This window comes from Actinomyces bouchesdurhonensis (assembly GCF_900128465.1).
In the GTDB taxonomy this organism is placed as follows: Bacteria; Actinomycetota; Actinomycetes; order Actinomycetales; family Actinomycetaceae; genus Pauljensenia; species Pauljensenia bouchesdurhonensis.
Genome location: NZ_LT635869.1, coordinates 69839 through 72836, shown reverse-complemented (window position 1 = coordinate 72836; position 2998 = coordinate 69839). Strand labels below are relative to the sequence as shown.

Annotated in this window: 2 protein-coding genes and 2 pseudogenes; 1 reads left to right on the top strand and 3 read right to left on the bottom strand. The window is 68.4% G+C overall.

The window, feature by feature from the left end:
• Positions 1-60: 60 nt before the first annotated feature.
• Positions 61-567 carry an ADP-ribosylglycohydrolase family protein gene (locus tag BQ7477_RS13270; RefSeq protein WP_478209466.1) on the top strand — a complete coding sequence of 169 codons (507 nt, stop codon included), beginning with the start codon at positions 61-63 and terminating at the stop codon, positions 565-567.
• 944 nt (positions 568-1511) lie between these two features.
• Here the strand turns inward: BQ7477_RS13270 and BQ7477_RS08700 are convergent.
• The 3 genes and pseudogenes from BQ7477_RS08700 to BQ7477_RS12080 all read right to left on the bottom strand — a co-directional run.
• Positions 1512-1760: pseudogene (locus tag BQ7477_RS08700) on the bottom strand (EamA family transporter); the annotation flags it as partial.
• Positions 1757-2161, bottom strand: coding sequence for a peptide-methionine (R)-S-oxide reductase MsrB (msrB, locus tag BQ7477_RS08695; RefSeq protein WP_073983619.1), 405 nt, complete (start codon positions 2159-2161; stop codon positions 1757-1759). The gene msrB and the pseudogene BQ7477_RS08700, both read right to left, overlap by 4 nt.
• Positions 2162-2243: 82 nt before the next feature.
• A pseudogene (locus BQ7477_RS12080) lies at positions 2244-2998 on the bottom strand (mechanosensitive ion channel domain-containing protein); the annotation flags it as partial.

The window sequence follows — 2998 nt, the reverse complement described above, 5'->3', positions numbered from 1 at the left end:
TCCCTGGAGTGCCTCGTCGAGCAGGTGGGCACGTCCGTGGCTTCAGCGCAGGCTATCCCCATGGCCTTCGCGCTCCTCGCGCGCGACCCCTCCCAGCGCGCCCTGCTGGACGCCGCTAACCTGGGCGGCGACACCGACACGATCGGCGCGATCGCGGGGGCAATCCTGGGTGCTTCACTCGGGGTCGAGGCTTTCAACGAGGAAGACCTCGTCCAGGTCGAGGATGTGTCCCGTCTCGACCTGCGCTCCGTGGCCACAGACCTGCTGGCACTGCGCGACAAGTCGTTTAGCATGTCGGGTACGGATGACGTGGCGACGACCGGTGACCGCTGCGATGCGAGCGCCCCGACGGCTTCGGAGGATCAGGATAAGAGCACGCCGGGCGCGAACCCGACCGTGGCCTCGTGCCCCGAGCCGAGCGNGGTCCGGTGGGATTCGCATCGTCGGCTGCGGGAGGCGCCGGCACGTCGGTTTCCGGCTCGTGTGCGGCCTCGGTGGCAGCGGTTCCAGCACCCACGGCGGGCATGCCGCTCATCACACCTGCGACCGCCTGGCTATTTCCAGTGACCGCGTCAGTGGCTTTGCTCCCTGTCGTAGCCTCGGCCGTTGCGGCAGGGGCGGCTCCGTCAAAAGGGCGGGTCACCTGGGCAGCCGAGGTCTCGGCGGGCGCAGCGTTTTGCGTCTGCGTGGGTTCAGCGTTGCCAGTGCCACTGTCCGTAGGTCCGACGGGTTCAACGCCGACGGCGGCCAGGGCCGCGCTCGTCTCGGGGTCTATGGCCTCGCTCGAGCGACGACGTCCCTCCCGGCGGTCTTTCGCACGCTGAGAATCGGCTTCACGTTCGGCGTAGGCCTCTTCGCCGGGACCCGCAAGTGCGGCGGCTCGCTCGTCAGCTTCAGCGGAGCCGGAGAAGAGCCGCTCGCCGCGACCGATGGACGTGGCCGTCATGGTCTGGGTGAGCTGGGGGTCCGTGTTACCGGCGGCCTCGATGATCTTGCGCAGCGCGGACTTGGAGATGACCTGCGTTTCGTCCGGAGACGACGAACCCCCTTCGGCGAGTTCACGTTGACGGTCAGCCATCGCGCGGCGGCGGGCACGCTTCGCCTTGCGGCGGGCCGCCACCATGCNTTGCTCATCCTCGTTCTCAGGATCCAACGCGTAGCGGCTTTCGCGATCCGGTGCGAGGACATCCTCACGCTGTTTCTCAGCGTCGGACGAGGCCGTGGCCGCCTCCGCTGCTTCGACCGCTTCCGCGGACGCGGGGATGTCAGCACGCACGCCTGGTGTCGTGTCAGCGGCATCGACAGGTCCGGTGGGATTCGCATCGTCGGCTGCGGGAGGCGCCGGCACGTCGGTTTCCGGCTCGTGTGCGGCCTCGGTGGCAGCGGTTCCAGCACCCACGGCGGGCATGCCGCTCATCACACCTGCGACCGCCTGGCTATTTCCAGTGACCGCGTCAGTGGCTTTGCTCCCTGTCGTAGCCTCGGCCGTTGCGGCAGGGGCGGCCCCGTCAAAAGGGNGCGGAGATCGCCAGGTCCGAGACTGTGAGGCCGCCGCGCCACGGGCGCTTCCACGCGAGGAGAACCACCGCGCCTGTGAGGACGCGCCACCAGGCAACGGAGGCAGGTTCGACCGAGGCGAAAGCGACGACCGCGAGCGCCGCGCCGACGTACTGGATGAGTCCGGAGCCGACGAGGAAGAGTTGAGGCGGGACACTGTCGGCGACAGTGGTGACGCCGGGGCGCCGGGAGGGTGCTTTCACTGGGCGGGTGCGAAGGTCAGGGCCGCCGAGTTCATGCAGTAACGCATGCCGGTGGGCTGGCCGGGGGCGTCGGCGAAGACATGACCCAGGTGTGAGCCGCAGGTCGCACAGCGCACCTCGGTACGGGTCATGCCGTGACTGGTGTCGACGTGCTCGGTGGTCGCCCCGTCGTGGGCCTGGAAGAAGGAGGGCCACCCGCAGGATGAGTCGAACTTCGCGTCGGAGTCGAAGAGAGCGGATCCGCAGGCCGCGCACGAGTAGGTGCCGACGCGCGCCTCGTTCAGGAGTTCACCGGTGAAGGGGCGCTCCGTGCCCGCCTCACGCAGCACGTGGTAGCGCATGGGGCTCAGGAGTTTCTTCCATTCGGCGTCGGTGCGGGCGGCGGGGTCGGTTGCGTTCATGCGTCCATTGTCGCGCGCCGCCCGCGGGCGCGCAGTGTTGGCGCGGGNCCGGTTACGAGGCGGTGGTGTCCTCGCGGGACTCTCACTGCTCGGCGGTGGACTGCTCGGCGGGCTTAGCAGTCGGCGTTTTCTTTGCTGTCGTTTTCTTGGATGTGGCCTTTTTTGCGGCGCTCTTCTTGGCAGCGCTCTTCTTGGCGGCGCTCTTCTTGGCGGGTGCTTTCTTGGCGGGTGCCTTCTCAGCCTTGTCGGCGTCGGATTGGGCGGGCTTGTCGTCCGTCTTCTCCTCGGTTGCACCCTTCTTCGCGCCCGCAGCCGCTTTCTTCGTTCCCTTTTTCGCAGGCTGGTTCTTCTTGCTGGTTGCCTTTTTCGCGGGGGATTTCTTGGCGGTCTTCTTTTTGGCGGGAGCCTTGGCGGGTTCGACTTCGTCGGCTGCCTCCGGTGCTGTTGCCTGGGCGTCGGGGGTGGCGCTCAGGGTCGGCATCACGAGCGTTTCGTCGAGCGCGGGCTGTTCCTCGACAGTGGGAAGCACCTGCGTGGCCTCCGTATCGAGAGCGCCCGCCTGGGCGACCTCAACGGGAGTCATGACGGCGGTCGCTTCAGTGTCCTGACCCGCGGCGGCGCCCTCCGGCTCATCGTCGGCAACGGCCTCGCCCGAGCCCTCCGGCTCGTCCGAGGTCACCGGCTCATCGTCAGCAACGGCCTCATCCGAGTCCTCCGGCTCGTCGTCGGCAACGGCCTCGTCCGAGGTCACCGGCTCATCCGAGGTCACCGGCTCGTCGCCGGCAACGGCCTCGTCCGAGGTCACCGGCTCGTCGCCGGCAACGGCCTCGTCCGAGG